Annotated in this window: 23 protein-coding genes; 10 read left to right on the forward strand and 13 right to left on the reverse strand. The window is 73.6% G+C overall.

From position 1 onward, the window contains the following. Positions 1 to 80 precede the first annotated feature (80 nt). The 5 genes from AB0H37_RS40480 to AB0H37_RS40500 form a co-directional block, all read right to left on the reverse strand. Positions 81 to 389, reverse strand: a complete 309-nt coding sequence (locus AB0H37_RS40480) for a hypothetical protein (RefSeq protein ID WP_218935012.1) — start codon at positions 387 to 389, stop codon at positions 81 to 83. A gap of 7 nt (positions 390 to 396) precedes the next feature. Next, positions 397 to 675 (reverse strand): WhiB family transcriptional regulator, encoded by a 279-nt coding sequence (locus AB0H37_RS40485; RefSeq protein ID WP_052357680.1) that lies wholly within the window; start codon positions 673 to 675, stop codon positions 397 to 399. A gap of 118 nt (positions 676 to 793) precedes the next feature. Continuing rightward, positions 794 to 1,180 carry a hypothetical protein gene (locus AB0H37_RS40490; RefSeq protein WP_179833042.1) on the reverse strand — a complete coding sequence of 129 codons (387 nt, stop codon included), beginning with the start codon at positions 1,178 to 1,180 and terminating at the stop codon, positions 794 to 796. A gap of 218 nt (positions 1,181 to 1,398) precedes the next feature. Beyond that, the gene (gene tesB, locus AB0H37_RS40495; protein WP_360617917.1) at positions 1,399 to 2,295 is read right to left on the reverse strand and encodes an acyl-CoA thioesterase II; all 897 of its coding nucleotides are present in this window, start codon (positions 2,293 to 2,295) and stop codon (positions 1,399 to 1,401) included. Positions 2,296 to 2,383: 88 nt separating this feature from the next. Further along, on the reverse strand, positions 2,384 to 4,450 hold the full coding sequence (locus AB0H37_RS40500) for an ATP-dependent DNA helicase UvrD2 (RefSeq protein ID WP_360617919.1): 2,067 nt from the start codon (positions 4,448 to 4,450) through the stop codon (positions 2,384 to 2,386). Between the two features lie 128 nt (positions 4,451 to 4,578). Between AB0H37_RS40500 and AB0H37_RS40505 the strand changes: the two genes are divergently transcribed. Next, entirely contained in the window at positions 4,579 to 4,869 is a 291-nt protein-coding gene (locus tag AB0H37_RS40505; RefSeq protein ID WP_173395930.1) for a mycoredoxin, read from the forward strand. Positions 4,870 to 4,930: 61 nt separating this feature from the next. Here the strand turns inward: AB0H37_RS40505 and nudC are convergent, their stop codons facing one another. Further along, positions 4,931 to 5,863 carry an NAD(+) diphosphatase gene (gene nudC, locus AB0H37_RS40510; protein ID WP_360617921.1) on the reverse strand — a complete coding sequence of 311 codons (933 nt, stop codon included), beginning with the start codon at positions 5,861 to 5,863 and terminating at the stop codon, positions 4,931 to 4,933. A 20-nt stretch (positions 5,864 to 5,883) separates the two neighbouring features. Continuing rightward, a complete protein-coding gene (locus AB0H37_RS40515; RefSeq protein ID WP_360617923.1) occupies positions 5,884 to 7,269 on the reverse strand; it encodes a dipeptidase in 1,386 nt (461 codons plus the stop codon). A 137-nt stretch (positions 7,270 to 7,406) separates the two neighbouring features. On the opposite strand from AB0H37_RS40515, the gene AB0H37_RS40520 reads away from it, so the two are divergent. After that, complete coding sequence (locus AB0H37_RS40520; protein WP_329094452.1) at positions 7,407 to 7,700, forward strand: DUF4031 domain-containing protein; 294 nt, start codon at positions 7,407 to 7,409, stop codon at positions 7,698 to 7,700. Here the strand turns inward: AB0H37_RS40520 and AB0H37_RS40525 are convergent. After that, positions 7,697 to 8,305: an HD domain-containing protein gene (locus tag AB0H37_RS40525; protein WP_329094453.1), complete on the reverse strand. Its 609-nt coding sequence runs from the start codon at positions 8,303 to 8,305 to the stop codon at positions 7,697 to 7,699. The two genes, AB0H37_RS40520 and AB0H37_RS40525, sit on opposite strands and share 4 nt — an antisense overlap. 137 nt (positions 8,306 to 8,442) lie before the next feature. On the opposite strand from AB0H37_RS40525, the gene AB0H37_RS40530 reads away from it, so the two are divergent. The 4 genes from AB0H37_RS40530 to AB0H37_RS40545 are packed head-to-tail and all read left to right on the forward strand — an operon-like array spanning position 8,443 to position 13,908. Beyond that, entirely contained in the window at positions 8,443 to 9,603 is a 1,161-nt protein-coding gene (locus AB0H37_RS40530) for a siderophore biosynthesis protein (protein WP_360617926.1), read from the forward strand. Beyond that, entirely contained in the window at positions 9,600 to 11,183 is a 1,584-nt protein-coding gene (locus AB0H37_RS40535) for an IucA/IucC family protein (RefSeq protein WP_360617928.1), read from the forward strand. The genes AB0H37_RS40530 and AB0H37_RS40535 overlap by 4 nt, the downstream gene beginning before the upstream one ends. Beyond that, positions 11,174 to 12,781, forward strand: coding sequence for an IucA/IucC family protein (locus AB0H37_RS40540; RefSeq protein ID WP_360617930.1), 1,608 nt, complete (start codon positions 11,174 to 11,176; stop codon positions 12,779 to 12,781). The genes AB0H37_RS40535 and AB0H37_RS40540 overlap by 10 nt, the downstream gene beginning before the upstream one ends. Next, positions 12,778 to 13,908 carry an alanine racemase gene (locus AB0H37_RS40545; protein ID WP_360617932.1) on the forward strand — a complete coding sequence of 377 codons (1,131 nt, stop codon included), beginning with the start codon at positions 12,778 to 12,780 and terminating at the stop codon, positions 13,906 to 13,908. The genes AB0H37_RS40540 and AB0H37_RS40545 overlap by 4 nt, the downstream gene beginning before the upstream one ends. On the opposite strand, the gene AB0H37_RS40550 is transcribed toward AB0H37_RS40545, so the two are convergent. Beyond that, positions 13,876 to 14,514 carry a maleylpyruvate isomerase N-terminal domain-containing protein gene (locus AB0H37_RS40550; protein WP_329094458.1) on the reverse strand — a complete coding sequence of 213 codons (639 nt, stop codon included), beginning with the start codon at positions 14,512 to 14,514 and terminating at the stop codon, positions 13,876 to 13,878. The genes AB0H37_RS40545 and AB0H37_RS40550 overlap by 33 nt on opposite strands. Before the next feature lie 35 nt (positions 14,515 to 14,549). Further along, a complete protein-coding gene (locus tag AB0H37_RS40555; protein WP_360617934.1) occupies positions 14,550 to 15,401 on the reverse strand; it encodes a PhzF family phenazine biosynthesis isomerase in 852 nt (283 codons plus the stop codon). 71 nt (positions 15,402 to 15,472) lie between these two features. Here AB0H37_RS40555 and AB0H37_RS40560 point away from each other — a divergent pair, with 71 nt between their 5' ends. The 4 genes from AB0H37_RS40560 (at position 15,473) to AB0H37_RS40575 (ending at position 19,248) form a co-directional block, all read left to right on the forward strand. Continuing rightward, positions 15,473 to 16,390 (forward strand): LysR family transcriptional regulator, encoded by a 918-nt coding sequence (locus tag AB0H37_RS40560; RefSeq protein WP_360617936.1) that lies wholly within the window; start codon positions 15,473 to 15,475, stop codon positions 16,388 to 16,390. Between the two features lie 60 nt (positions 16,391 to 16,450). Then, on the forward strand, positions 16,451 to 16,594 hold the full coding sequence (locus AB0H37_RS40565) for a hypothetical protein (protein ID WP_360617938.1): 144 nt from the start codon (positions 16,451 to 16,453) through the stop codon (positions 16,592 to 16,594). A gap of 23 nt (positions 16,595 to 16,617) precedes the next feature. After that, a complete protein-coding gene (locus AB0H37_RS40570; protein WP_329094462.1) occupies positions 16,618 to 17,541 on the forward strand; it encodes a MerR family transcriptional regulator in 924 nt (307 codons plus the stop codon). 117 nt (positions 17,542 to 17,658) lie between these two features. Beyond that, positions 17,659 to 19,248 (forward strand): AMP-binding protein, encoded by a 1,590-nt coding sequence (locus AB0H37_RS40575; protein WP_360617950.1) that lies wholly within the window; start codon positions 17,659 to 17,661, stop codon positions 19,246 to 19,248. A 54-nt stretch (positions 19,249 to 19,302) separates the two neighbouring features. On the opposite strand, the gene AB0H37_RS40580 is transcribed toward AB0H37_RS40575, so the two are convergent. From AB0H37_RS40580 to AB0H37_RS40590, 3 genes are all read right to left on the reverse strand, one after another. Beyond that, positions 19,303 to 19,611 carry a hypothetical protein gene (locus AB0H37_RS40580; protein ID WP_329094463.1) on the reverse strand — a complete coding sequence of 103 codons (309 nt, stop codon included), beginning with the start codon at positions 19,609 to 19,611 and terminating at the stop codon, positions 19,303 to 19,305. A gap of 54 nt (positions 19,612 to 19,665) precedes the next feature. Beyond that, positions 19,666 to 20,445 carry a methyltransferase domain-containing protein gene (locus AB0H37_RS40585; protein WP_360617940.1) on the reverse strand — a complete coding sequence of 260 codons (780 nt, stop codon included), beginning with the start codon at positions 20,443 to 20,445 and terminating at the stop codon, positions 19,666 to 19,668. Between the two features lie 73 nt (positions 20,446 to 20,518). Beyond that, positions 20,519 to 24,103, reverse strand: coding sequence for an ATP-dependent DNA helicase (locus AB0H37_RS40590; RefSeq protein WP_360617942.1), 3,585 nt, complete (start codon positions 24,101 to 24,103; stop codon positions 20,519 to 20,521). Between the last annotated feature and the right edge of the window lie 3 nt (positions 24,104 to 24,106).

A 24,106-nucleotide genomic window follows, 5' to 3' on the forward strand; every position in this document is an offset into this window, starting at 1 on the left:
CTGTGTCTTTCAGTCCTGCTGCGTCTTTCAGTCCTGCTTCGTCTCTCGGTCCTGCTTCTCTCTGGGGCCCGGTCGGTCGGTCAGTCCCGGTGCCGCGGCCGCTGCGGGTGCGCGTACGCCTCGCCGGCCGCGGTGGGCGCGAGCAGGACGCGCCGCACCCGCGACGCCCTGGTCCGCGCCTCCCGGCGGGCGCGCCTGAGCGCGACCACGCGGGCGGCGAGCTCGTCGGGCACGGTCGCGGGTATTCGCTCCCGGGACAGATCCTGGCTGAGCAACGTCATCTCGCTGAGCACCGTCATCTCGTTCTCTCCGGCCGCCCGGAGGCGCGGTCCCCGCGCGGGGGCCGCGCCTCCGGAATCGGTCCGGCCGATCACCGGCGTGGTGGGCATGGTCGCCTCACACCGCCACTTCGTCGGGGCGCGGGTGCTTGCGCGGGCGGCCGCGCGGCCGCTTGCGCGGCACGATCACACCGCGGACGAACAGTTCGCCGCCCCAGACGCCCCAGGGCTCCTTGCGCTCCAGCGCCCCGGCGAGGCACTCCTTGCGGAGCGGGCACTCCAGGCACAGGGCCTTGGCGAGCTCGACGTCGGCGGGAGCCTCGGCGAAGAACAGCTCCGGGTCGGTCCGGCACGGAAGCGTGAGGTCCTCCTCGCTTACTGCGAGAGCCCCCTGCATCACAGTCACCCTTGTTCCTCTCGTTGGATCTCAACGGGCGTGTCGGTGGGTCTGGACAAAGAAGAAGGCCGCGGATCCGGTGTCTGGATCCGCGGCCTGGGGGCTTGCCGGTCTTGTTCTAGACCGGTCGTCGCCTCCAGGGGTACGGACCCGACACGCCACCCTTGAAGGTGACGCCCACGTGGGCCGTGGCCGGAGCCGGAGCGCTCATGTCCTCGAGAAGGTGTTCGAAGACACTGCGCCCCTGGTCGTCCTGGATTCGCTGCTCGAAGCGCAGATCGCACAGATTCGTGCCGCGCAGCCCGCGCTCGTCGCGCCGCCACATGCCGCGCTCACGCTGTCGCAGGGCGGACGCCTCGATGACGGACGCCTCGAAATACGCGACGGACTCGCCGGGCTTCGAGAGACGGGTCATCGGGGCGCGGGACACGGAGGTGCCGAGCATCGAGGTGCCGGGGCAGGCCGCGGTCCAGGACGACGCGGATTTGATCAACGTGTTGCTCACCGGACTGCACACCACCTCTCTGGCTCCTCGGGCCGGGCCGGCGGATTCAAGATCCACACCGGTCGGCCGGTTGATTGCTCGCGTCGAGCGTACGGGGACTCCGCCGGATCAAGCAAGATATTTTTGACCTGCGGTTTCGTGGGGGACTTCACCCTCGTTCCGCAGAACCCCGGGCGCCTCGCGAGCGTCGAAACTCCCGGGAGCCCCGTACGGAACGATCATCTCACGGACGGGTCACCGGGCGCCTTGCGTTCGGTGCCCGAGACGCGGATGAGGCCCTCCTGCATGACGGACACCACCAGCTCCCCCGAGCGGGTGAACACCTGGCCGCGGGCGAGCCCGCGGGCGCCGCCGGCGAACGGCGTGTCCTGGTAGTACAGCAGCCAGTCGTCGGCGCGGAACGGCCGGTGGAACCACATCGCGTGGTCGAGGCTGGCACCCATCGTCCGCTTGTCGCCCCAGGCCAGCCCGTGGTTGAGCAGGACGGTGTCGAGCAGCGTCATGTCCGAGGCGTAGGTCATGAGGCACACGTGCAGGAGCGGGTCGTGCGGCAGCTCCCCGTCCACCTTGAGCCACACCTTCGACTCGGGCGTGGCCAGGGCGGGGTCCTTGGCCGCCTCCCACGACAGCGCCGTCGCGTGCCGGATGTCGAACGGGCGGCGGGTGACGAACTCGCGTGCGCCGACCTCGCCGAACAGCGGCGTGAGGCGGGTCAGGCCGTCCGGCAGCGTCTCCGGGGCGGGGGCCTCCGGCATGGGGGCCTGGTGGGACGGGCCGTCCTCGTCGACCTGGAACGACGCCGACAGCGTGAAGATCGCCTTGCCGTGCTGGACGGCGGTGACGCGGCGGGTGGTGAAGGACCGCCCGTCCCGGACCCGGTCGACGGTGTAGACGAGGGGGACCAGCGGATCGCCGGGCCGGATGAAGTAGGCGTGCAGCGAGTGGACGGGCCGGTTCGCCGGGACGGTGCGCCCGGCGGCGACGAGCGCCTGCCCCGCCACCTGCCCCCCGAACACGCGCTGCCGCCGCTCCTCGGGGCTGCGGCCCCGGAAGATGTCGTTCTCGATCTGCTCCAGGTCGAGCAGGTCCAGCAGTGCCTTCAGCGATTCCTTCACGGCGGCAAGTCTTCCCTATCGGTGCGTGTGAGCCGGCTCTCACCCCGCGACGCCGGCCCCCTCGGCGCCCGGCCCCGCCCGGGCGGCGTCAGTGCCCGCAGAGGCCGAGGACGGCGTCGCCGTAGCGGTCGAGCTTGACCCTGCCGACGCCCGGGATGCGGGCCAGGTCCTCCCGGGACTCGGGGGCGTGCTCGGCGATCGCCTGGAGCGTCGCGTCCGTGAACACCACGTAGGCGGGCACCTTCTGCTCGCCCGCCGTCTCGGCGCGCCACTCCTTGAGCGCGTGGAGGAGCTCCTCGTTCAGCTCGGAGGGGCAGTCCTCGCAGCGGCCGAGCTTGCGCTCGACGGCGGCGGTCAGCGGGCGCCCGCAGACGCGGCACGGCTGCGGCCCCTTGGCGGGACGCCGCTTCGTCCGGTCGACGCGCGCGGGCGTGTGCGTGGTGGTCTTGCCGGTCAGGCCGTCCAGGAAGCGGGACGGGCGGCGCGCCTGCGTTCCGCCGGGCGAGCGCGCCAGCGCCCACGACAGGTTCAGGTGCACGCGGGCCCGCGTCACGCCGACGTACAGGAGGCGGCGCTCCTCCTCGATCTGCTCGGGCGTCTTGGCGTAGATGATGGGCAGCGTGCCCTCGGCCAGCCCGACGAGGAACACCGCGTCCCACTCCAGGCCCTTGGCGGCGTGCAGCGAGGCGAGCGTGACGCCCTCCAGCGGCGGCGCGTGCTGCGCGACGGTGCGCTCCTCCAGCTCGGCGACGAACTCGGTGAGCCCGGCCGCGGGGTCGTCGGCGGCCATGTCCTCGGCGAGCTGCGCCAGCGCCGCCAGGGACTCCCAGCGCGCGCGGGCCGCGCCCGCGCCCTCGGGCGGCCGGTCGGAGAACCCCGCGCCGCTCAGGACGTGCCGGACGGTCTGGATCAGCCCCATCCCGTCGGTCTCGGCGTCGGCGCCCGCACGCGCCGCGCCGCGCAGCCGGACCACGGCCTCGCGCACCTCGGGCCGCTCGAAGAAGCGCTCCGCGCCGCGCAGCACGTACGGGACGCCCACGGCCGCGAGCGCCGACTCGTACGTCTCGGACTGCGCGTTGATCCGGTAGAGGATCGCGATCTCCCTGGCGGGGACGCCCTCCTCGATCAGCTTGCGGGCCCGCCGGGCGGCGTCGTCGGCCTCGGCGACCTCGTCGTCGTACTCGTTGAACACGGGCTCGGGCCCGTTGTCGCGCTGCGCGACCAGCTCCAGCTTGTGCCGCGCCCCCCGCGCCTGCCCGATCACCCCGTTCGCCAGCCGGACGACCTGCGGCGTCGAGCGGTAGTCGCGGACGAGCCTGACGACCTTGGCGTCCGGGTGCTCGCGGGTGAAGTCGAGCAGGTGGGAGGGGGACGCGCCGGTGAAGGAGTAGATCGTCTGGTTGGGGTCGCCGACGACGCACAGGTCGTCGCGGTCGCCGAGCCAGGTGTCGAGCAGCATCTTCTGCAGGGGGTTGACGTCCTGGAACTCGTCCACGACGAAGTACCGGTACTGCTCGCGGACCTGGTTGGCGACCTCGCGGTGCTCGGTGAGGACGGCGGCGGTCAGCTCCAGCATGCCCTCGAAGTCGAGCAGGTTGCGCTCGCGCCTGAGCTGCTCGTACATCGCGTAGACGCGGGCCACGTCGACGACCTCGGCGGGCGGCCGGCGGCCCGCCTTCACGACCGCGGCCGGGTAGTCCTCGGGGCGGTTCTGGGTGACCTTCGCCCACTCGATCTCGCTCGCGACGTCGCGCAGCTCCGTGCGGCCGAGCGTGAGCCGGCACGCCCGCGCCGCGTCCGCGACCAGCCGGATCTTCGAGTCGACGATCTTCGGTGGCTCGCCGCCGACGACGCGCGGCCAGAAGTAGCCGAGCTGCCGCAGCGCGGCGGCGTGGAACGTGCGGGCCTGGACGCCGGGCGCGCCGAGCTGCCGCAGCCGGCTGCGCAGCTCTCCCGCCGCCCGTGTGGTGAACGTCACGGCGAGCACCCGCTGCGGGGTCACGACGCCGGTGAGGGTGGCGTAGGCGATCCGGTGGGTGATGGCCCTGGTCTTGCCCGTCCCGGCGCCCGCGAGGACGCAGACCGGGCCCTTCACCGCTTCGGCGACCGCCCGCTGCTCGGGGTCCAGTCCCTCCAGCACCGACTCAGCTGACATTCCCCCATACTCGCAGCCCGCCTCACCTGTATCAGCCATCCCGCCGCCTGTGGACAACGCGGAATGGGAAACGGCTGTCTACTGTTCTTGCGGAGGCACACCCCCGAGCGCAAGGAGACGCGGAAGCGATGGCGACGCCGACGACCGACCGGGCCAAGGGCGCGGCCGGCCAGCTCACCATGTACACGACGTCCTGGTGCGGGTTCTGCCGGCGGCTGAAGAGCCAGCTGGCCCGCGACGGCATCCAGATGGTGGAGGTCGACATCGAGCGCGACCCCGCGGCCGCCGATTTCGTGATGAGCGTCAACGGCGGGAACCAGACGGTCCCGACCCTGGTGTTCCCCGACGGCACGGCCGCGACCAACCCCAGCGCCAAGGAGGTCAAGCGCCGCCTCGCGCAGATCGCCGACGCGGGCTGAGACCCGAGGAGAAGGCCCGCCGACCCGGACGGTCGGCGGGCCTTTCCGCGTGCGCGGGCCCCTAGAACGGCGGCATCTTGGGGAGTTCGCCGCCGTACCAGCGCATGATGAGCTGGGCGGCGATGGACAGCGGGCCCGGTGCGACGATCTCGCCCGCGTCGATGGCGGCGCGCAGCTCCTCGCGCGTGTACCAGGCGGCGTCCAGGATCTCCTCGGGGTCGGGGCGCAGCGGGAGGTCCCCGTCCGTCCGCGCGGTGAACCCGAGCATGAGGCTCTGCGGCAGCGGCCACGGCTGGCTGCCGAGGTAGCGGACGTCCCGGACGGGCAGCCCGACCTCCTCCTCCACCTCCCGCGCGACGGCCTGTTCGAGCGACTCGCCCGGTTCGACGAACCCGGCGAGGATCGAGCGGCGGTCGGCGGGCCACTGGGGGCCGCGGGCCAGCAGCACGCGGTCGGCCTCGTCCGTCACCAGCATGATCACGGCGGGGTCGACGCGCGGGAAGTGCTGCGAGCCGTCCTCGGGGCAGACGCGCACGTGCCCGGCGGACGCCACGCGCGTCCGGGCGCCGCACCGCGGGCAGTACCGGTGGGTGCCGTGCCAGTGCTCCAGGGCGACGGCGTGGGTGAGCAGGCCGGAGTCCTGGTCGCCGAGGAGGGCGCCGACGCGGCGGAGCCCCGCCGGCCGCGCCCCCTCGATGACGGGCAGCGGGCCGTTCACCCCGAAGTGGGCGACGCCGTCGCCGTCGACGCCGAGGAGCCACCGGTCGCCGTCCGGCGCCTGGTCCGGCGGGACGAGGACCAGCGCGGGAGCGGGCTCGAAGGTGACCGGCGCCTGACCTTCCTGGATGACCAGCACGCGCGTCCTGGGGTCCGCCCATGCCGCGTCCACCCAGGCCTCGTCGCGGCGGTTCAGCGCGACGCGGTCCAGCGTGCCGCGCGCGAGCGCGAGCCATTCCAGCGGGGCGTGCAGACTCTCCAGCGGGGCGTCGGTCATCGTGCTCCTCTCCGGCGTGTTCAGCGCAGCGCGGCCGCGAGTTCTTCCCACAGGTACGCGGCGGTCTCGGCGCCCTTGAGCAGCAGGGGGATCTCGACCTTCTCGTTGGGGGCGTGGATGCGGTCGCCGTCCAGCCCGACCGCGACGAAGACCAGCGGCGCCTCCAGGATGTCGGCGAGGTCGGCCTCGGGGCCGCTGCCGCCCTCGCGGGTGAACAGCACCTCGGCGCCGAACGCCCGCTCCATGGCGCGCCGCGCGGCCTTCACGCCGGGCGAGTCGATCGGCGAGAAGCAGGGCCGGACCCCGCCGGCCGGGACGCGGACCTCGGCCTCGACCCCGGGCGGCGCCTGCTCGGCGACCCACGCCTCGAACTGCTTCTGGACCTTGCGGGGGTCCTGCCCGGCGGCGAGCCGGAACGAGATCTTGGCGTGCGCCTCGCGGGGGACGATCGTCTTGCCGCCCGGGCCGGTGTGCCCGCCCCACATGCCGTTGATCTCGGCGGTCGGCCGGGCCCAGACGCGTTCGAGGGTCGTGTAGCCCTTCTCGCCGTGGGCGGCGCGGCTGTTCCCGGCGGTGCGCAGCCACTCGGCCTCGTCGAACGGCAGCCGGGCGAACAGCTCCCGCTCCTCGTCGGTCAGCGGGACGACGTCGTCGTAGAAGCCGGGGACGGCGACGCGGCCGTCGGCGTCGTGCAGGGCGGCGAGCAGCGAGGCCATCGCGTGGAGCGGGTTGGGGACGGCGCCGCCGAACGAGCCGGAGTGCAGGTCGCCGTCCGGGCCGCGCAGCGTGACCTCGGCCTCGGCGAGACCGCGCATGCCGGTGCACATGGACGGCACGTCCGCCGCCCACATGGTGGTGTCGCTGATGACGACGGCGTCGCAGGCGAGCCGGTCGCGGTGGGTGCGCAGCAGCTCGGCGAAGTGCGCCGAGCCGGACTCCTCCTCGCCCTCGACCAGCAGCTTGACGGTGACGGGCGGGGACTGCCGCCCGGACGCGGCGAGCGCCGCGCGCAGGCCGAGGGTGTGGAAGAAGACCTGGCCCTTGTCGTCGGACGCGCCGCGCCCGATGAGCCGGTCGCCCTTCTCGACGGGCTTGAACGGGTCGGTCTCCCACTCCTCCAGCGGCTCGACCGGCTGGACGTCGTGGTGCCCGTAGACGACGACCGCCGGGGCCTGCGGGTCTTCGGCGGGCCATTCGGCGTACACCGCCGGCAGGCCGGAGGTCTCCCAGACCTCGACGGTGGGGAATCCCTGGCCGCGCAGGTACTCCGCGAGCCATCCGGCGGAGGTGCGCACATCCTCGGCGTGCGCCGGGTCCCCGGAGATGGACGGGATCGCCAGCCACTCCTTGAGGTCGGCGACGAACCGGTCGCGGTCCGCCTGGATGTAGGCGACAACATCGTTCACCTGCATGCCCCTTCGCATGTCGTAATGTCGGGCTGAGTGACCTCTGTCCGGGATCTCCGGACGTCCCGACCCCTCGGGTTCCCCGAGACTGGAGAATCACAGTAAGGGATCGCCTTGCCTCGATCGCGGGAGTGGCCTTGATCCTCATCGACCCGCCGCTGTGGCCCGCGCGGGGACGCGTGTGGTCGCACATGGTCAGTGACGTGTCCTACGACGAGCTGCACGTGTTCGCCGCGGAACTGGGGATGCCGCCGCGGGCGTTCGAGCGCGACCACTACGACGTCCCGTCGGAGCTCTATGAGGCGGCGCTGCTCCAGGGCGCCGAGGCGGTGGGCTGCCAGGAGCTGCTCTTGCGGTTGACCAGAGCGGGCCTGCGCCGCCGCAAGGCGTACCGGCCCCGGCCGGTTCCGGACGGCCGGCTGGGCGTCTAGGCGTTGAGGAGCAGGAGTTCCGTCCGCACGTTGTTTCGGGCGCGTTCCTCGAACCGTTCGCGTGCGGCGGGCGTGTGGAAGAGCCGGGGCAGGGCCAGGAGGCCGTTGAGGACTTCGGCCCGTCCGGCGCGGAAGAACTCGTCGGGGACGAACGCGTACTCCTCGCGGACGGCGGCCGCGTAGGCGGCGTACCGCTCGGGCTCCGCGCCGAGGACCGCGAGGTCGGCGTCGCAGAGGACCTGCCCGTCGCGGTCGCCCTCCTCCGGCGCGTGCGTGGCGGTCAGCTCGACGAGCCGCACCACGCGCGCGACGACCGCGTCCGGGACGTCGGTGTCGGCGAGCATGCGCGCGGCCAGGCGGGCGCTGCGCTCCTCGTTGTCGGCGCGCTCGGGGTCGTAGACGGCGTCGTGGAACCAGGCGGCGATCCGGACGGCGTCCGGGTCGTCGGCGTGCCCGGCCAGCTCGTCCACGAGATCGAGCACCGCGACGAGGTGCGCGCGGGTGTGGTAGCGGCGGTGCGACTCCCCGTAGCGCCGGTCGAGCTCGGTCCCGATGTGCCGGGTGTGGGGTCCCGCCAGCGCCACCCACCGGTCGACAAGATCCATGGCGTCCATCCTGGCGGATCGCGGGACGGGCCGGGACACGCGGTGCCATCGTTCTTGCGTGCGGAGGGCCCCCCGGCCACTATGGTTGATCACTGCGAGTTAGGCAAGGCTTACCTCACTCACTGGAAGGGCCGGTCGTGGCCGCCTCTCTCTACCTGGTCGCCGGCAAGGCGACCGACTCGGTGACGCACGGATTCCTGCCCGCCGCCGCGCGCCTGGGCCTCGACGTCACGCTCCTCACCGACCGTCCCTCCGCCCACGACGCCGGCGTGCCGGTGGTCGAGTGCGACGTCTCGGACTTCCGCGACATCATCGCGCGCGTCGAGGACGGCGCCGCGTGCGGCGGGGGCGAGCCCGCGGCCGTCTTCTCCAACAGCGACTTCCTGCAGGCGCCCGCCGCCTTGGCCGCCGCGTACTTCGGCCTGCCCGCGAAGGACTGGCGGGCGGCGATCCGGGCGAAGAACAAGGCGCTGATGCGGCGGCACCTGGCGTCCCTCGACCCGGTCTTCTCGGCAGACGCGGGGCGGGTCCCGGCGGGCGCGCCGTATCCGCTCGTCCTCAAGCCGCGCGAAGGGGTGGCGAGCGAGGACGTGTTCCTCGTCCACGACGGCGTGGAACTGGCCGCCCGGGTGGAGGAGATCCGGGCCCGCCGCGGCGATCCGCTCGTGGCCGAGGAGTACCTGCCGGGCCGTCTCCACACGCTGGAGACGCTGGGGGACGGACGGGAGCTGCGGGTGCTGGGCTCGTTCCGCACGACGCTCTCGCCGCCGCCGTTCTTCGTGGAGGAGCGCCTTGAGTGGGCGCCCCCTCCCCCGGAGACGGAGCAGGTCCTGCGGCAGTTGGAGGCGCTGGGCGTCGGTTTCGGGGCGTGCCACACCGAGTTCGTCGTCCACGAGGGGCGCGCCCGCGTCATCGAGGTCAACTACCGGCTGATCGGCGACCACTGCGACTTCCTGCTGGCCGATCTGCTGGGCGTGCCCCTGTTCGAGCAGATCCTGCGGGTCCATCTCGGGGCGTCCCTGCCGGAACGGCGGGTCCCCCGTCCTCGCCATGCCGTGGCCGAGCCGGTCATAGCCGACCGCTGCGGCACGCTCACCGCGGCTCCCGGCCCCGTGCAGGTGGAGGACGGCGCGGTTCGACTGGCGTACCGTCCTCAGCGCGCGGTGGGCGACACGGTCTCCCTCACCCGGACCAACCGCGACTACCTGGGCACCGTGCGCGCCATCGGTCCTGGACCGGAGGAAGTGAACGCCGCCCTGGCGCGGTTCCGCGCGACCCACGACTGGATGATCGCGTGACGGACCACGACGTCGAAGGCCCGCTCGCGGCCCGCGTTCTGGACGCGTTGCTGAGGGAGGACTACGCGGGCCTAAGACGCCGGGTCCGGGGCCGCACGTTGGAGCTTCCGGGCCGTTCCGTGCGTCTTGTGGAAGCCCGGCCCGCCTTTCTTTCAGAGCTCGTCGTGGATCCTGGGCAGGGCCTGAGGCTGAGCGACGTCTTCCATGCCGTCCGTCTGGTCGCCGACCCGGGTGACGACACGGCTTCCTTCGAGCGCGAATGCCTTGAGGCCCTGGCGACCATCCAGCTGCACGGCGAGGCGCGTCCGGCCGTCCACCGGCGGCTGGGACGCCTCCCGGCCGAGATGCGGACGGGCCCCGGCACGTTCTACGAGACGCTGGCGGCCTGCAACGACCACCCTGTGCACCCCACCGGCCGGAGCCGCTCCGGGCTGTCCCTGGCCGAGCTGAGCCGCTACGCGCCCGAGTTCGCGCCGTCGTTCCCGCTGCGCTGGGCGGCGGTGCGGAACGCGACGCGGACCGGGTCGCTCCCCGGGTGGTGGCCCGCGCCGTCCGACGTGGGCCTGCGCTCGGACGACGCTGCCGGGGCGCTGTTCCCCGTCCACCCGCTGGCGGCTCGGCAGGTCGGCCCCCGCCCCGGCGTCTCGCTCGCGCCCGATCCGTACTTGCAGGTCACACCCACTTTGTCGATGCGGACGGTCGCGGCGGCGCCGCTCGACCACGTGAAGATGCCGCTGCCGACGAGCACGCTCGGCGTCCGCAACCGGCGCACCATCGTGCCCGGCACCCTTCCGGACGGCGCGCTCGTCGAACGGATCCTGCGCCAGGTCCTTTTACGGGAGCCGTCGCTTCCCGTCCTTCTCGCCGACGAACAGACCTACGGCCACGCCGACGACCCGCTTCTCGGCTATCTGGTGCGGCGCTTCCCGCCCGAGACCGCCCGCGCGCACATCGTCCCTGTGGCGGCTCTGCTCGCCGAGGCGCCGGACCAGGGTCACGTCATCGAGCGCTGGGACGTCGAAGCGCTCTTCGGCGCCTACCTGACGGCGCTGCTCTCCTTTAGCGTCACGCTGTTCCGGTACGGCATCGCGCTAGAGGCGCATCAGCAGAACGTGGCGCTCGTCTTGGACGAGTCTCCGGTCCGCCTCCTCATCAAGGACAACGACGGCGCGCTGATCGACCCGTCCCGCCTCCGGGAGCGCGTCCCGCCCTCCCCTGGCACGGACCCTCGCGATCTCGTCGACCGCCGGATGACGACGTCCGATCCCGAGGCCCTCGCCCGCGTCTTCGTCACCATCACCCTGCATCTCTGCGCCGCGGCGCCCGCCCTGGGCCTGGCCGGGCGGGGCCTGCTCCCCTGGCGGACCGGGCGCCGGATGATCCGCGAACGGCTCGACGGGGCGCTCGGGCCGGAGGACGCGTTCCTGCGCGCCCGCACGCTCGACGCCGACACCCTGCCGGGCAAGGCCATGGTCACCGCCGGGACCCTCGTCGACAAGGCGAGGACAGGCGCGGCCGACATCAACAAGCACTACGGCCCGCCGGGGCCCAACTACCTACTGGACACGACGTGCTGCTGACAGAACCGGCCGTCACGGCCGACGACGCCACCGCGACCGCGCTGCTCAACTGCCTGATCCGGGAGGTCTGCGGGCCCGAGCAGCAGGTCTGGCCGGACGGGGCCCGCCTCGTGTTCCGGCTGCCCCGCGCGGGGGTCCTGCTGCGCGCGGGTCTGGCCCGTCCCCCGGTCGGGGCGACCCGCCGCCTGGCGCCGCCCTACGAGGAGCGCCGCGAGGACGAGTGGATACCGGCTCCGTGGGACAGGCTGGCGAACCTGGTCGCGGGTGAACTGGAGCTGGCGACCGGCTCCCCGAACGCGGAATTCCTCGTCCAGGTCGGAGACAGCCACGCCGCGCTCACCGCGATCCTCGCCGCCAGAGGTGAATTCGCTGAGGTCCACTCCATCGACTACATCGACTCAGAGCAGTCTCTTGTCGCGGGGCACCGTTTCCACCCGTCTCCCAAGGCCCGCCAGGGTTCGCCGGAGGAGTGGCTGCCGTACGCGCCCGAGACGAGGGCCCGGTTCCGCCCGCTGTGGCTGGCCGTGCCCGAAGGGCTCGTCGCCGAGGAAGGGGCAGCTGAGGCGTTCACCACCTTGGAGGAGTACGGCCCTTCGGTGCCGCCTGGACGTCGGTTGCTCCCCGTCCATCCGTGGCAGTTCTCCTTGCTGGCGGACAATCCCGTCTTGCAGAGGGCCCTGGCGACCGGGTCCCTGGTCAATCTCGGCCCGTCCGAGATGGAGGCGGTGCCCACCTCGTCCGTCCGGACCGCGTATCTGCCGGACGCCGATGTGTTCTGCAAGTTCAGCCTCGATGTGCGCATCACCAACTGCGTCCGCAAGAACGCCTGGTACGAACTGACCGGGGCGATGACGCTCGACGAGTTGCTGCCGCCCATCCTGGAGAAGCTGAACGCCACGTTCCTCAGAGAACCCGCCTACCGCAGCGTCGCCCTCCCTGACCGCCGCCTGTACGAGGGTCTGGGAGTGATCCTGCGGCAGGGCATCAGATCCCTTCCCGGCACGCCTCTCCTGGCGGGCGCCCTGGCCGACCCCTACAACGCGCTCCTCTCCGGTCTGCCCGCCCTCTCCTCCCCGGACAGCGCCCAAGCCTGGTGGGACGCATACGTGGCCCAGGTGGCACCGCCCGTGCTGGGCGCCTATCTGGACCACGGCGTCGTCCTGGAACCTCACCTGCAGAACGTCCTCGTCTGCGTCGACACTGACGGCATGCCCGTCCATGCCGTTTTCCGCGACATGGAGGGCACCAAACTGACCGCGGGGCACTGGGACCTGTCGCACCTCCCCGCCCGCGTGGCCGAGGGCCTCACCTATGCCCCCGACAGGGGCTGGAACCGTGCCGTCTACTGCCTCCTCGTCAACCACCTCACCGAGATAGCCGCCGCCGTCGCCGACCTCCACCCGTCCTTGGACGAGACCCTCTGGCAGGCGGCGCGCAAGCATTTCGCCGCCTTCGACCGCCACCCGCAGGTCAGGGCTCTCCTGGCCGGTGTGCCGCTGCCCGCCAAGGCGAATCTCCGCACCCGCTGGTCACGGACGGCCGACCGCGGCGCGGCCTACGTCCCCGTTCCCAACCCGCTCGCCGCCCGACCGCTGTGAACGAGTTCGCGCTGGACCTCGACCGCTACCCGGCCTATGTGTACGACCTGCCCGGACTCGAATCCCATGTCCGCGGCATACGCGCCGCGCTTCCCGGCACAGAGGTCCTGTACGCCGCCAAGGCCAATCCGGACGCCGAGATCCTCCGGACTCTCGCGCCCCACGTCGACGGCGTGGAGGTGTCGTCCGGCGGCGAACTCGCCCACGTCCGGGAGACCCTCCCCGGCAAGGCGGTGGCTTTTGGCGGGCCCGGGAAAACGGCTGACGAACTGGCCTTGTCCCGCATGCTCAAGGCCGACCGGATCCATGTGGAGAGCCCGAACGAGCTGGCTCGCCTGGCCGCCCTGGGCCCCGCGGACGTCCTGCTCCGCGCGAATCTGCCCGTGAACGTGCCGAACGCGGCCCTCACCATGAGCGGCCCTTTCGGCATGGACGAGGACACCCTCGACCATTGCGCGCGCCTTTTGGCCGAGTATCCGAACATCACCCTTCGAGGCGTCCACGCCCACCTGGCCTCCGGCCTGGACGCGCCCGCCATGCTCGACCTGGCCCACCGGACGGCAGAATGGGCGATTCCCTGGCTCCGCTCCCGGGGAGTGGAGGACCCCGAGTTGAACGTGGGCGGCGGCATGGCGGTGGACTACGCGTCCCCCGAATCCCGCTTCGACTGGCGGACCTACGGGACGGGCCTCAGCCATATCCCAGCGAAAGTCCGCATAGAACCGGGACGGGCGATGACCGCGTACCACGGCTGGTACGTCACCGACGTCCTGGACGTGAAGACCACGCGCGGCGAGACCTACGCCGTTCTCAGAGGCGGCACCCACCATCTGAGGACCCCCGTGACGAAGGGCCACGACCAGCCCTTCGAGGTGCTCACCGCGAACGGCCCGGAGCGCCGGGCCACCCTGGTGGGCCAGCTCTGCACGCCGAAGGACGTCTTCGCGCGCGACGTCCTCGTCCCGCCACTGGCGCCGGGCGACGTCATCGCCTTCGCCATGGCCGGGGCCTACGCCTGGAACATCTCCCACCACGACTTCCTGATGCACCCGAAACCGGCCTTCCACTACCGGCGCCGACCGGACGCCGGAGGGTCAGCCGCGAGGGCTCCCGTACCAGCGCCATGACGTGACGCGCGGGTGTCCGGGAAGGTCCCCGCGACCGGTGGCCCACAGCAGGGTCGGCCAGGGGTCGGTGTCCTGCGGCGCGCCGGGGAACAGGCGCCCCAGCACGCGGGCGCACACGTCGGCGGGCGGCTCCCAGGGCAGCCCCAGCCCCTCCGCCAGGTCGTGCATGTGGACGAGGGTCTCGACGAGACCCATCGCGGCGAACCCCTCGGCGTCCGAAGCGCCGAAGACATGGTGCGCGCGGACGTCCGGGGCCGTGCGGCGGACCACGGCGGACAGCATCCCGCCGCACGCGTCGAGTACCTGCAACAGCCCCGCGGGCCCGGCGCTCCTGTCCGCGTGCACGGCGTTGGCCGGTCCGCCGGACCGCCGGCTCTCCCAGACGAACGGCACCTCGCCGTCCATCGGCGGCGTCCTCGGCGCAAGCTGGGCGGCGTAGGCGAACAGGTCGTCGCTGAGATGCTCGACGGTCTCCCAGCAGTCCCATTCGAGCGACCCTGCCTTCCCGTCCCATGCCTCGGGGGGAGCCTCCCGCAGGGCGGCGACGGCCAGCTGAACGGCGAGGTCGAGATCGTCTGCGGTCACGGCGGCGGTCGAATGCGGCATGGCCCCGACCGTACTGGACGTCCCCGGGGCGCCCGTCAGCCCATCGGCGCGGCGGTCCCGCTCACGCCGATGCCCGTGTCCCCCGAGGGGACGTCCACGAGCAGCCGGCTGGGACGGCCCATGTCCTCACCCTGGTGGACGGTGATCCGGGCCGGAGGGGCGACGAGGCCCAGCGAGCGCAGGTACCCGCCGAAGGCCGCCGCGGCGGCGCCGGTCGCCGGGTCCTCCACGACCCCGCCCGGCGGGAAGGGGTCGCGGGCGTGGAAGACGGTCGCGCTCTCCCGCCAGACGAGGTGGACGGTCGTCCAGCCGCGGCGCGCCATGAGCCCGCCGAGGGCGTCCCCGTCGTAGTCGAGGTCGGCGAGCCGGGCGCGCGTGGACGCCGCCAGCACCAGGTGGTCGTTGCCCGCGTTGGCGATGCGCGGCGGCAGCTCCGGGTCGAGCTCCCCGGCCTCCCAGCGCAGCGCGTCCAGGGCCGCGGCGAGGTCGGCCTCCTCGACGGCCCGGACGGTGGGCGGGACGCTGGTCAGGGTGGCGAGGACGCGGCCGTCCGCCTCCCGGGTCTCGACCCCGACCTCGCCGGCCGGGGTGCTCAGCCGCAGGCTCCCCGTCCCCCGCCGCTCGGCCAGCGCGACGGCGGTCGCGATCGTGGCGTGCCCGCAGAAGGCGACCTCGGCCAGCGGGCTGAAGTAGCGGATCGCGAACCGCCCGGGCGCGCCTCCCTCGTCCACGAGGAAGGCCGTCTCGGAGTACCCGATCTCGGCCGCGATCTCCTGCATGCGCGCGGCCTCCAGGCCCCGGGCGTCCAGGACGACCCCGGCCGGGTTGCCGCCCTCCCCGTCCACGTCGAAGGCGGTGTAGCGGAGTGCTGGTGCGATGTCGCTCATGCGAGCAGTCTGCTCCAGCCGCTAGCATCGCGTCCAACGATGAATATTGATCAGAGGCATCGGGATATTCGATGGACACGCGCCTCCTCACCACCTTCCTCGCGGTCCTGCGCAACGGCGGGATGACCGCCGCCGCGGCGGAGCTCGGCTTCGTGCAGTCCACCGTCACCGCGCACGTCCAGGCGCTGGAGCGCCTCGCCGGGACGCCGCTGCTCGACCGCCTCCCCGGCGGCGTCTCCCCCACCCGTGCCGGTTCCCTGCTCGCCGAGCACGCCCGGGGCGTCCTCGATCTCCAGGAGCGGATGCTCGCGGAGGTCACCGCCGCCGCCACCGAGCCGTCCGGCCCGGTGCGGCTCCGGGCCCCGGAGTCCGTGTGCGCCTACTGGCTCGCGCCCCTGCTGCCCCGGTTGCGGGCGCGACTCCCGGACGTGACCGTCTCGCTGTTCCCCGCCGACACCCGGACCGCGCTCACCGCGCTCGCCGACCGCGGCGCCGACGTGGCCCTCATCCTCGACCCCTCGCCGGACCCGTCCGGCGTGGACCTGGTCGACCTCGGCGCCCAACCCCTGTCACTCGTCGCGGCGGTGTCCACACCCCTCCCCAGGAACCGTCCCCTCACCCCGGCGGAGCTGGCCGCGACCGGCATCGTCCTCCTGGAGGAAGGCTGCTCCTACAGCGACGAGTTCGCCGCCCTGGTCACGGCCGCCCAGCCCACGGCGAACCCGCCCCGCTTCGGAGGCATCGAGACGGCGAAGCGCTGCGTGGCGGCGGGCCTCGGCGCGGCGCTGCTGCCCACGGTCACGGTCGCCGACGAACTGGCCGCCGGCGCGCTCGCCGAACTGACCCCGCCCGCCGGCCTGTCCCGGCACCACCTCTGGCTCGCCGAGCCGGCCTCCCGCTGGCGCTCCCCCGCCGTCCGCGCCCTCCGCACCGCCCTGATCGACTCGATCACCGGGCCGGGCGCCCCCGGTTCGCCGCCGCGCCCCTGACGTTCCGACTTCGCGCGCTCGTAGTGCCGGGCGGCTTCGGCCCGGTTTCCGCAGACGGCCATGGCCGCCGCGGTGGCGGGCGCCGGACGGCTGGTCGAGTTCACCGTCACCGGCGTCGTCGAGACCGCCGGGGCGTCACCGCCGCGGTGGAGCGACCCCGTCCCGTCCCGCTTGAACCCGCCCGTGGCCTTGAATCTCCCCTGAGGGGAGATGCCAGGGTGGGATCCATGGACGGGGAAGCGACCTACTCCATCGGCGAACTCGCCCGGAGCGCCGGGGTCACCGTGAAGGCCGTGCGGTTCTACACCGAGCGCGGGATCGTCCCGGCGCGCAGGACCGCGGCGGGCCACCGCCGGTACGGAGCCGGCGCCGTGGCCCGGCTGGGCCTGGTGCGGACGCTGCGCGAGCTGGGGATCGACCTGGCCACCGTCCAGAAGATCGTCGACCGTGAGGTGCGGGCCGCCGACGCGGCCGCCGCCCACGCCGAGGCCGTCGCCGCCCAGATGCGGATGCTGCGGCTGCGGCACGCGGTGCTGACCATCGCCGCCCGCCGCGGCAGCGACCCCGAGGAGATGGAACTGATGCACCGGCTCGCCCGCCTGTCCGCCGCCGAACGCGACGACCTCGTCGCCGACTTCCTCGACAGCTCCTTCGGCACCCCCGACGCGGGGCCGATGTCCCGCGTCCTGCACCGGTCGCTGGCCCCCGAACTGCCCGACGACCCCACGTCCGAGCAACTGGCCGCCTGGGTGGAACTGGCCGAGCTCACGCGCGATCCCGGCTTCCGCGCCCTGATGCGGGGCCTGTTCGACGACCATGCGACCGAGGCCGCCCGGCGCACGGGCCCACCACGCAAGCACGCCGTGGCGCGGGTCGCTGAGACCGTGCGCCCCCTGCTCGCCGCAGGAGCAGCCCCCGACTCACCCCAGGCGGCCCAAGCCGTCACCGACGTGGTCGCCGCCTACGCCGAGTTCCAGGGCCGACCCGACACCCCCGCCCTGCGCGCCCGCCTGGCCGCCTACCTGACCGGCGCCAACGACCCACGACGGGAGCGCTACCTGCATCTCCTGTCGACCGTCAACGACTGGTCCCCGCCCGACCACCCCCGCCACGAACTCGACTGGTTCCTGGCAGCCCTCACCAGCTCCTGACAACGGCTCGGCACACCCGTCGCTACCCGTCGCTTGGCGGCGCCTTTGCTCGGCAGAAAGCCGGGTATGCCGGACGGCGGGACGAGGAGTTCGGGGCAGCGGAGGAGTGTCTTGCAGGTGCTTGAGCGGGTGCGTGGTGCTGCGGAGGCGGGAGTCAGGGCGGCCCGGGCGGTGCGGGACGCCGGGGTGGTGCGGCCCGTCCGGCCTGATCGGGCGGCGCGGCTGCTGTTTCCGTACGTGCGGTTCGGGCCCGTCCCCGCGACGCTCGGCGCCATGGCCGCGCTGCGGTTCCCCGACCGGACGGCCCTGATCGACGAGCGCGGCGCGCTGTCCTACGCGGAACTCGAACGGCGGGCGGCGGCGCTGGCCACGGCGCTCAGCGGCCGTGTGGGCGACGGGAAGGTCGGGATCCTGTGCCGCAATCACCGGGGGTTCGTCGAAACGGTCCTCGCGGCGTCGCGGCTGGGCAATGACGTCGTGCTGCTGAACACCGATTTCTCCGGGCGGCAACTGGGGCAGGTCGTCGAACGCGAGGAGATCGAACTGCTCGTGCACGACGAGGAGTTCGGGCCGGCCGTCGAGGAGTCGGGGTTCGCCGGGAAGCGGGTGGTCGCGTGGGCCGACGGCGGCGGGGCGATCGACGCGCTGATCGAGGAGACCGCTCCCGAACCCATCAAGCCCGAGCGGCCCAGCCGGGTGATCCTGATGACGTCCGGGACGACCGGCACGCCCAAGGGGGCACGGCACGATCTGTCCGCCTCGTCGCTGCTGCCCGCGGCCCTGAGCCATCTGATGCGCGTTCCCGTCCGGTCGGGCGCGCCGATGGTCATCGGGCCCCCGCTCTTCCATCTGCTCGGCTTCGCCTACACGACGGTCGGGCTCGCCATGGGGATGCCGCTCGTGCTGTCCCGCCGCTTCGATCCCCGGCAGGTGCTGGAGACGATCGCGGACCGCCGGGCGGAGGCGCTCGTGGCGGTGCCGGTGATGCTCCAGCGCGTCCTGGACGTGCGGGACGCGCCGCCGACGCCGGCGCTGCGGGCGGTCGTGTGCGGCGGGGCGGCCCTGCAGCCGCACCTGTCCGAGGCGTTCATGGACGCGTTCGGCGACGTGCTCGTCAACGTCTACGGCGCGACCGAGACCGGCTGGGCCACGATCGCCACGCCCGAGGACCTGCGGGCCGCGCCCGGCACGGTCGGCAGGCCGTCCTTCCGGCTCACGATCAAGGTGCTCGGGGAGGACGGGCGGGAGCTGCCCGCCGGCGAGACCGGGGAGGTCTACACGGGCGGCGGCCTGCGGTTCGCCGGGTACACCGGCGGTGGCGGCAGGCGCGTGCGGGACGGCCTGACCGGCACCGGCGACCTCGGGCACTTCGACGCGGCGGGACGGCTGTTCATCGACGGCCGCGCCGACGACATGATCGTCTCGGGCGGGGAGAACGTGTTCCCCGGCGAGGTGGAGAACCTGCTCGGCGGCCACCCGGACGTCGCGGAGGTGTCGGTCACCGGGGTGGACGACGAGAGGTTCGGGCAGCGGCTCGCCGCGCACGTCGTCAGGACCGAGGGGGCGGAGGTCGCCGAGGACGACCTCAGGGAGTACGTGCGCGCCCACCTGGCCCGGTACAAGGTCCCGCGGGACATCCGGTTCGTCCGGGAACTGCCCCGCACCAGCACCGGCAAGGTCAAGCGACGGCCCGACGGCGGTCGATGAGGGAAACGCCCGGGCCCAGGGCCGCGAGGTCCCGGGCGTGCCCCGTCCCGAGGGTCAGGCGGCGCCGGCGCGCCGCTTGGCGGCCATGCAGATGCGGGCGAGGTCGTTGAGGGCGTCGGCGCGGCGCTCGTCCAGCGTCCGGTGGTCGCCCGGCCCGGCCTCCGCGAGCGTGTCGATGACCAGGGAGAACACCGGCCATTCGGCGGGCCCGATGGCGCCCTGGAAGTCGACGCCGTCCTCCAGGTCGTCCAGGTCGAGGTTGCGGGCGAAGGTGGCGAGGGCGGCCTCGGCCGCGACCACGCCGATGCGCATCGCCAGCGCGGCCGGCTCGCGATCAAGGGCGCGCACGGTGCTAGAACCCATGTTCGACAACATAGACCACACGCGTCACACGCGTCGAACGTTTGCTCGAAACCGTTATCCGACGATGGCCTGCTGGAAGAGGTAGGAGTGCGTGAAGTGCAGGGCGCCGTCGACCATGCTCGGGCGCATGCCGGTGGCGGGTCCGCCCGCCAGCTCCTCCTCCAGCTCTCGCCTGATCTGCGCCGCGGCGTCCGAGGGGGTGTGCGAGAACTCCAGCCACGGGTCCAGCGGGCGGCTGTGGTCGAACCGGTCGGCGCGCTTGACCGCCGCGCCCGCCGCCGTGACGAGCTCCGCGATCCGCGCCTCGGTGAGGGCCGCCCCGTGCGAGGGGTCGCGGAGCCGCTCGATCCGGTCGGGATCGCCGTCCAGGCCCTCGGGCCGGACCAGGTCGGCGATGATCAGCGCGGCGCCGGGGCGGCTGACCCGGGCCATCTCCGTCACGACGGCCCCGGGGTCGGCGACCTGGTGCAGCGAGAAGCGGGTGACGACGAGAGTGAACGACCGGTCGAGGTAGGGCAGGGCCGTGGCGTCGCCGTGCGCGAAGGTGACGTTGGTGAGGCCGGCGTGGTCGGCGTCGCGCTTGCCCTCGGCGAGCATCGCGGGCGTGAGGTCGAGCGCCGTCACGTGCCGGACGCGGCGGGCGATCGCGCGGGACACGATGCCGGTCCCGGCGGCGACCTCCAGAACGACGTCCTCCAGGTCGAGTTCGGGGTCCATGAACCGGACGAGCCGGTCCAGATGGCGGGTGAAGGCCGTGTTCAGCCTCGGGTCGGAGAACCCGGCCGCCTGCTTGGAGAACTCCCGTACCACCTTCTCGTCATGGGTCACCGACACGCCGCCTCCTCGGATGGTTGCCCGGATCATCCCCGAAACCACGCATGGTGAACAGGGGGCGGCGACCAAACCCTCAGGCGGCGGGGACGCCGTCCAGCAGCGCGGCGAGCCCGGCCGCGTCGAGCAGGTCGGCGGGACGGACGGTGACCTCGGCGGAGACGTAGTGGAACGCGGCGCTGACCCGCGCGACGTCCACCCCCGCGAGTTCGGCCCACGCCAGCCGGTACGCGGCGAGCTGCACGGCGGAGAACCGCGCCTCGTCCCCGCGCGGCGGGGCGCCGGTCTTCCAGTCGACGACCTCGTAGCCGCCGTCCCGGGACCGGAACACCGCGTCCATCCGGCCCCGGACCAGCCGGTCGCCGATGATGGTCTCGAAGGGCACCTCGATGTCGAGCGGCTCGCGCGCCGCCCACTCCGACCGCTCGAAGCGCTCGCGCAGCGTCGCCAGGTGCGCGTCGTCGGCGGCGCCCTCGTCGGCGGCGCCGGGCAGCTCGTCGGGGTCCAGGAGGCGCTGCTGCCCCCAGCGGCCCTCCAGCCAGGTGTGGAAGGCGGTGCCGCGCCGCGCGTAGGGGGCGGGCGGGCGCGGCATGGGACGGCGGATCTGCCGCGCGAGCGCCGCCGGGTCGCGCGCCAGCGACACCAGCGACGACACCGACAGGTGCGCGGGCAGCTCGACGAGCAGGCCGTCGCCCCCGCGCCCCCGGTCGCGCTCGGCGAGCAGCAGCTCGACGTCGCGCGCCCACGCCGTCATGCGCCCCCGGTCGGCGTCGGACAGGCCGGTGTCCCCGGCCCAGTGGCGGGTGCGCCCGGCCATCTCGTCCTCGACCATGCGGGCCCCCTCCACGACCGCCTCGTAGCGCGCCCGCGCCGACAGGTCGGACCGGCCGCGCTCGCCCGGCGCGATGGGCCACTGCGCCTCCTCGGGGTCGGCGAGCAGCGGGTTGGCGGCGCCCTCCTCCGGCGGGTCGGCCCACACCGCGACGGACCCGGCCCCGGCGAGGCAGACCGCCCGCACCTCCTCCAGGAACGGCGACGGGCCGAGCGGGCGGCCCGAGGACCCCCACCAGTAGCCGGTGGTGATCAGCAGGCTGGACGCGCGGGTGACCGCGACGTAGGCGAGCCGCCGCTCCTCCCGCAGGTCGCGCTCGGAGCACGCCTGGTCGAAAACGGAGAGGTCGTCCTTCTCCAGCCCGGTCAGCGCGGGCAGGTCGGCGCGGTCGCCGCGCAGCATGAACGGCAGGACGCGCGGGTTCGCCGTCCAGCGGGTGGCGTTCTGCGGCGGCGAAGGGAAGATCGACCCCTTGGCGGGTGAACCGTTCTTCTGCGGCGTGTACGCCAGGCCGGGGACGACGACGACCGGCCATTCCAGGCCCTTGGAGGCGTGGACGGTGAGGAGCTTGACGCTGTCGGTCTCCCCGACCCGTCCGGCCTCCAGGCCGAACTCCTCGGTCTCGGCGGCCTTGAGGTAGGCGAGGAACGCGCCGAGCGTCGGGTCCTCGGCGTCGCCCGCGAACGTGGCGGCGGCGTCGATGAACGCGTCGAGGTCGGCGCGGGCGGTGACGGGGTCGAGCCCGGACCGCGCCGCGACCTCGATGTCGAGGCCGAGCGCGCGCTCGACCTCGTTGGCCAGGTCGGGCAGCGGCAGCCCGACCTGGCCGCGCAGGGCGCGCAACTCGTCGCGGAGGCGGCGCAGGCGCCCGTACCCCTCGGGCGAGAACGCGTCGGGCGGGCCGAGGTCGTCGAGCGCGTCGACGAGGCTGCCGGTCTCCTGGTTCAGCTCGCTGACGAGCTGCCGCAGCGGATCGTCCCCGCCGTCACCCTCGCCGTCACCCTCAACGGACGCGGCGCCGAAGGCGGCGTCGGACGCGGCGTCGGCCCCTTCGCGGGGCGCAACGCCGGACTCGTCGCCGGAGGTGGCGCCCGACGCGGGACCCGACGCGGGGCCGGGCGCGGTGGCGGAGGCGGGGTCGGGCTCGCCGGTCGACACGCTGCCGAGAACGGTGCCTGACGCGGGGCCGAGGCCCTCGCCGGGGGCGGCGGGGCCGGGCCCCTCCTCGGGCGCGGCGGCGGGGGCGGGGTCGGGGCGGGTGATGTCGCGGGCCGATTCCTGGGCCAGGGCGCGGGCGCGGCGGCCGAGGGCGACGAGGTCGCGGGGGCCGAGGCGCCAGCGCGGGCCGGTGAGCAGCCGGGCGAGGGACGCGCCGGCGGTCGGGTCGTGCATGACGCGCAACGTGGCGACGACGTCCTGTACCTCGGGGACGGTGAGGAGCCCGCCGAGCCCGACCACCTCGACCGGGATGCCGCGCGCCTCCAGGGCCCGCCTGATCAGCGGGAACTGCGACCGCTTCCGGGCGAGGACGGCGACGTCGGAGTAGCGGAGCGGTTCGGCCTGGGGGCCGCCGTCCGGGGCGGTCTCGGGGTCGCCGGCCATGAGCCCGGCGATGCGCGCGGCGACGCGGTCGGCCTCGTCCTCCACGGTGGGGAAGAGGGCGCATTCGACCCGTCCTCGCCCCTCGCGTCCGGCGCCCGGGATGAGGCGGGGCACGGACCTCGTCTCGGCGCGCAGCTCCTCCTGCACCCTGGCCGCCGCCTCCAGGATCTGCTCGCCGTTGCGGAACGACCGGCTGAGCTGCACGACCGGCGCCGCCACGGGACGCCCCCCGGGGGCCGGCGCCGGCTGCAGAGGGAAGTCGTGGGCGAACCGCAGCAGGTTCCCGGCGCTCGCGCCGCGCCACCCGTAGATGGACTGGCAGGGGTCGCCGACGGCCGTGACGGGGTGCCCGCCCGCGAACAGCGACGTCAGCAGGACGAGCTGCGCCTGGCTGGTGTCCTGGTACTCGTCCAGCAGGACGACCGAGAACCGGGACCGCTCGATCATCCCGACCTCGGGGTGCTTGTAGGCGATGCGGGCGGCGAGGGCCATCTGGTCGCCGTGGTCGATGACCTCGCGGTCGGCCTTGGCGCGCCCGTACGCCTCGATGAGCGGCATGAGCTGCTCGCGGACGGCGTGCTTGGCGAGGATGTCGCGCTGCGCCTTGAGCGGCTTCTTCACCACGGCGAGCCGCTCGTCGAGCCAGGCGCCGACCCTGCGGACGTCCTCGGCCGTGCGCAGATGCTCCGACAGGTCGCCGGACAGTTCCATGACGGCCTTGGTGACGGTGTCGGGCTGCCAGTCGATCCGGTCCATGGGGCCGTGGTAGGCGTCGACCACCCGCGAGCAGATCTGCCAGGCGACGGCCGGCGAGATCAGCCGCATCGTGGGTTCGAGCGCCTCGCGCAGGGCGTGGTCGCCGAAGAGCCGCGCCGCGTACGAGTGGTACGTGGACACCATCGGCTCGCCGTCGAACAGGGCCTCACCGCCCAGCCGTTCGAGCTCGTCGCCCGGCAGGACCTCGCGGAGCCTGTCGAGCCGCTTGCGCACGCGCACGCCGAGCTCGGCGGCGGCCTTGCGGGTGAAGGTGAGCCCGAGGACGCGCTCCGGCCGGACGAAGCCGTTCGCGACCAGCCACACCACCCGCGCGGCCATCGTCTCGCTCTTGCCCGACCCGGCGCCGGCGATCACCGCCATCGGCGCCATCGGCGCCTCGATCACCCGGGCCTGCTCCTCCGTCGGCGCCGGGATCTCCAGCAGCCGGGCCAGCTCTCCCGGCGTGATCACCTC

It is taken from the genome of Actinomadura sp. NPDC023710 (genome assembly GCF_040639875.1).
Taxonomy (GTDB): domain Bacteria; phylum Actinomycetota; class Actinomycetes; order Streptosporangiales; family Streptosporangiaceae; genus Spirillospora; species Spirillospora citrea.

Bases quoted from the DNA above. Each gene is read 5' to 3' on its own strand.
- AB0H37_RS40480 (WP_218935012.1), bottom strand. From the start codon at position 389: ATGCCCACCACGCCGGTGATCGGCCGGACCGATTCCGGAGGCGCGGCC.
- AB0H37_RS40485 (WP_052357680.1), bottom strand. From the start codon at position 675: ATGCAGGGGGCTCTCGCAGTAAGCGAGGAGGACCTCACGCTTCCGTGC.
- AB0H37_RS40500 (WP_360617919.1), bottom strand. From the start codon at position 4,450: ATGTCAGCTGAGTCGGTGCTGGAGGGACTGGACCCCGAGCAGCGGGCG.
- AB0H37_RS40505 (WP_173395930.1), top strand. From the start codon at position 4,579: ATGGCGACGCCGACGACCGACCGGGCCAAGGGCGCGGCCGGCCAGCTC.
- nudC (WP_360617921.1), bottom strand. From the start codon at position 5,863: ATGACCGACGCCCCGCTGGAGAGTCTGCACGCCCCGCTGGAATGGCTC.
- AB0H37_RS40525 (WP_329094453.1), bottom strand. From the start codon at position 8,305: ATGGATCTTGTCGACCGGTGGGTGGCGCTGGCGGGACCCCACACCCGG.
- AB0H37_RS40550 (WP_329094458.1), bottom strand. From the start codon at position 14,514: ATGCCGCATTCGACCGCCGCCGTGACCGCAGACGATCTCGACCTCGCC.
- AB0H37_RS40555 (WP_360617934.1), bottom strand. From the start codon at position 15,401: ATGAGCGACATCGCACCAGCACTCCGCTACACCGCCTTCGACGTGGAC.
- AB0H37_RS40560 (WP_360617936.1), top strand. From the start codon at position 15,473: ATGGACACGCGCCTCCTCACCACCTTCCTCGCGGTCCTGCGCAACGGC.
- AB0H37_RS40565 (WP_360617938.1), top strand. From the start codon at position 16,451: ATGGCCGCCGCGGTGGCGGGCGCCGGACGGCTGGTCGAGTTCACCGTC.
- AB0H37_RS40570 (WP_329094462.1), top strand. From the start codon at position 16,618: ATGGACGGGGAAGCGACCTACTCCATCGGCGAACTCGCCCGGAGCGCC.
- AB0H37_RS40580 (WP_329094463.1), bottom strand. From the start codon at position 19,611: ATGGGTTCTAGCACCGTGCGCGCCCTTGATCGCGAGCCGGCCGCGCTG.